Annotated in this window: 6 protein-coding genes and 1 pseudogene; all 7 read right to left on the minus strand. The window is 27.8% G+C overall.

What is annotated here, in order from left to right:
• The coding region (locus tag IDG60_RS08270; protein WP_206160613.1) for a DUF443 family protein at positions 1–163 on the minus strand (163 nt) is incomplete at its 3' end.
• 22 nt (positions 164–185) lie between these two features.
• Complete coding sequence (locus IDG60_RS08275; RefSeq protein ID WP_001788281.1) at positions 186–302, minus strand: hypothetical protein; 117 nt, start codon at positions 300–302, stop codon at positions 186–188.
• Positions 303–358: 56 nt separating this feature from the next.
• On the minus strand, positions 359–988 hold the full coding sequence (locus tag IDG60_RS08280; protein WP_000882146.1) for a DUF443 domain-containing protein: 630 nt from the start codon (positions 986–988) through the stop codon (positions 359–361).
• A 74-nt stretch (positions 989–1,062) separates the two neighbouring features.
• The gene (locus tag IDG60_RS08285) at positions 1,063–1,680 is read right to left on the minus strand and encodes a DUF443 family protein (protein WP_000882168.1); all 618 of its coding nucleotides are present in this window, start codon (positions 1,678–1,680) and stop codon (positions 1,063–1,065) included.
• Positions 1,681–1,767: 87 nt separating this feature from the next.
• Complete coding sequence (locus IDG60_RS08290; protein WP_000965161.1) at positions 1,768–2,400, minus strand: DUF443 family protein; 633 nt, start codon at positions 2,398–2,400, stop codon at positions 1,768–1,770.
• Positions 2,401–2,535: 135 nt separating this feature from the next.
• Positions 2,536–3,162, minus strand: a complete 627-nt coding sequence (locus IDG60_RS08295; protein ID WP_000898606.1) for a DUF443 family protein — start codon at positions 3,160–3,162, stop codon at positions 2,536–2,538.
• 3 nt (positions 3,163–3,165) lie between these two features.
• Positions 3,166–3,960 (minus strand): annotated as a pseudogene (locus IDG60_RS08300) (T7SS effector LXG polymorphic toxin); the annotation flags it as partial.

The following is a 3,960-nucleotide window of genomic DNA, read 5'->3' on the forward strand; positions in this document are numbered from 1 at the left end:
CTTCTCTACTAATTTTGACGTATCTTTTGGGGATGAACCAATTAATAAAAGGAAAAAATAAACTAATCCAAGTGCTTATTATATCGATCATTAAGTACTCATCATTATATTTAATAATTCTATATTTGGGGTTTTTATTGATGATTTTAGATTCGCATAGCATTGATTATCAATCCCACCTTATTCTAATTATTTTTTATTTGAAGCGTGGCTAACATAATATAATTAGTTATTAATTCACTTTTTATAACTTTGGCTGTTTTATTTCCCTGTTCTAAGATAGCTCCTCGATTTAAAATCATTGCTTTTTATGAACCAACATTTAAGTATCCGATACTACCTAAGTTAATCAATTTTACTACTTATTTGTTTTTAAAATAACATGAATTTTTTTATCTAGAACCGATGACATATTCAGTAGAAAGAAGCATGCAGTCATGCCAATTAAAGCAAGAAATTCTATTATATTTTGAGGGGATGAAGTTACTAACATACTCAGAGCCATTGTTGACAATCCACCAAATAATATATAAGCAAATAAGGATAAACAAATATTTTTAAATGTAGGTATTAATATGATCTTTTCGTTATTACTTTTATTTTTATCAAAAATATGTAACTTCAATTTTGTATTTATATATATAAACAATGCGAAAACACCTAGAAGTATCATACAGCATGTTAATATAACTATTTCTTTTTCTAAATGGATGTTAAGCAAATAGATATATTTTCTTGTTAAGGTTGTTAATAACACTGCAAATCCTGCAACAGGCCAGAAAGTATTATTTTTAGCGGGTTTGACAATATTTAAACTTTCAAATTCTTCTCTACTAATTTTCGCGTACTTTTTGGGAATAAACCAATTAATCATGGGCAAAAAATAAGCAATCCAAGTACTTACTAAATCAACCATGAAATATTCATTATTGTATTTAATAATTCTATATTTAGGGTTTTGATTAATGACTCTAGATTCGCAAAGCACTGTTTATCACTTCCACCTTATTCAAATTATTTTTTATTTGAAGAACGGCCAATACAATATAATTAGTTATTTATTCACCTTTTTATAACTTTGACTGTTTTATTGACAATGAGTGTTATATTCATCAAGAAAAACAACATTAACCCCATACCCCAAGCTATAAAAGTTATTAAATTCTGGTTTTCTAATGTCAGCAACATGCTTAAAGCTAATATTGACATGCCTCCAATCAACAAATAGCCATATAATATAAGAACAGCATTTTTTAATGTTGGTACTAAAATTATTTTTTGTTCTTCTTTTTTATTATCGAAAACTTTCAATTTTAATTTTCGATTCAGAAGCACAAAAAAGATTAAAATACATAGAAATACAACGAAGCATATAAATATAACCGATCTTTTTTCTAATTGAATATTAAGTAAGTGTATGTACTTTCTGGAAGTAGCACCTAGTAGGATTGTTCCTCCTACAACAGGCCAAAAATTTTTATTTTTAACTGGCTTAACAGTGTTCAGTTTTTCATACTCTTCTCTACTAATTTTGGCGCACCTTTTTGGAATGAACCAATTAATAAATGGAAAAAAGTATACAAGCCAAGTGCTTATTACATCGACCATTAAATACTCATCATCATACTTAATAACTCTGTATTTCGGATTTTTATTGATAATTTCGGTTTCACAAAGCAATAATTATCACTTCCTATTAATAACAAATTCACACAGCTATATTATCGTTTCTGTTTCTCAAAACACTTGTGCCCTTTTGTATCAAAATTAATATTTATATGACCTTAAATATATAACATGAATCTTTTTGTCTATTATTGAAGACATATTTATAAAGAAAAATAGCATTGTCATAATAACCCAAGCAATAAATACTATAATATTTTGGATAGATAAACTAATCAAAACATCTAAGAACATGATTGATAATCCACCACAGAAAAAATAAGAAAATAGTACAAAGCAAAGATTCTTGAATGATGGAAAAATCATAATTTTTCCATTGCTACTCCGATTATTATAGATAGATAACTTTACTTTCTGATTTAAATATATATAAAACACTAGAATACTTAATAATAAAACCGAACAAATGATAATAACGCAATTTTTTTCTAAATGAGAATCAGGTATATATATTTTATCTCTAAACATAGTGCCAAATAAAAGTATGCTACCTATAACTGGCCATAAAGCTTTATTTTTAACTGGTTTAACAATATTTAAATTATCAAACTCTTCTCTGCTGATTTGGACATATTTTTTTGGGATTAACCAATTAATAAACGGAAAGAACAAAACTAACCATGTGCTTACTAAATCAATCATCAGATAGTCGTTTTTATATTTAATAATTCTATATCTGGGATTTTTGTTAATAATATTAGATTCGTAAAGCAAAATTTACCACTTCCGTCTCGTTGGTTTTATATCTAATACACTTTCAGATACTTTATAAGTGTTTTGTATTTTAGTAACATACTATTTTCCTGTTTATTACTTAACTTACGAACTACAATCTAAGTTTAGTAATTACTATTGCTTTTTAAGTTTGGCATAAACCTTTTTATTACTAATTGAGCCCATGCTTATTAGAAAGAAAAAAATTGTAATAATAATCCACATAATAAATACCAGTAGATTTTGAGGTTTTATAGTCATTAGCCATATTAAAAATAATATGGAACAACCTCCTAATAATAGATATGTGAAAACTATAAAACTTCCATCTTTAAAAGTAGGCACTAATATAACCTTATTTTCATTATCTAGATTATCATCATATATCTTTAGTTTAAGCTTTTTATTTAAGTAAATGTAAAATGCTGCAATACCTATAAATCCTATAAAACATAAAGATATTAAAATCTTATTATCTAATTGAACTTCAAACGTATGTACATATTTCCGTAAAATAACTACAAATAAAAACGAACTACCAGTAACTGGCCAGAAAATATTATTTTTATTTTGTTTATCAACATTTAAATTTTCAAGTTCCTTCTCACTAAGTTTTGCATACCTTTTGGGAATGAACCAATTAATAAAAGGAAAAAAGTATACAAGCCAAGTACTTACTAAATCAATTAACAAATACTCATCATTATATTGAACGACTTTATATCTCGGATTTTTATTAATAACCTTAACATTAAAAAGCAAAACTCACCACGCCCATTTCATTGGATTTATATGATTGCTAATAATATTTTTAGCTTCACTAACAGCATTCCCAACACTATCCATGGATTTTTCTGTAGTTTTTTTAACAACATCTATACTATTATCGATTTTATGCCCTACCCAGTCTACTTTATCTTTTAATCCAAAAATATTATTTTGATAAATTAAATCTGTTCCTAATGCAAATACTGTACTCATAGCCAAACCTGCTAAAATCACCCATCCTACTGGATTACTTCCTAAAACAAAAGTCGCTAATCCAGCTCCAACTGCTGTCCCTGCAGATCCAGCTGCAAGCGTCATACCATTATGCGACAACGCCTCTCCAAATGTTTTATCATCATTTGCAAGGTCATCATACATACCTATACCAAATCCTACACCAGCAACACCTTTACCTAGGTATTTTCCGCCTTTTGCAAATTTACTACCATTTTCTATAAACACATTACCTGATGTACGTTTGACTTCCACAAATGAATTTGGACCTGCTGGGCCTTTCACTCCACCTGCTGTATTGATAAATACACCGAATTTACTTGCATTTATACCGCCTTGCTCTAAAAGTGTTGACGTAATATCTAATCCTATATCTCTTTTAATACTGTCTTTATTGTCATTTATATATTTCAATATACTTTTCGGGATATCGTCTTCTGGATGTTCTTTGGCATATGCCTTTATAACAGCAAAGTCTGCTTTATTTAAAGTTTCTTTCTCTGCTTTATGTTCAATTTTCCCCATAGCAACTTTCAAATATTTTTCATGACTTGCTTT

The organism is Staphylococcus sp. EG-SA-2 (genome assembly GCF_017152085.1).

Excerpts from the sequence above, each read along its gene's own strand:
- IDG60_RS08275 (WP_001788281.1), bottom strand. The coding sequence starts at position 302 with ATGATTTTAAATCGAGGAGCTATCTTAGAACAGGGAAATAAAACAGCC.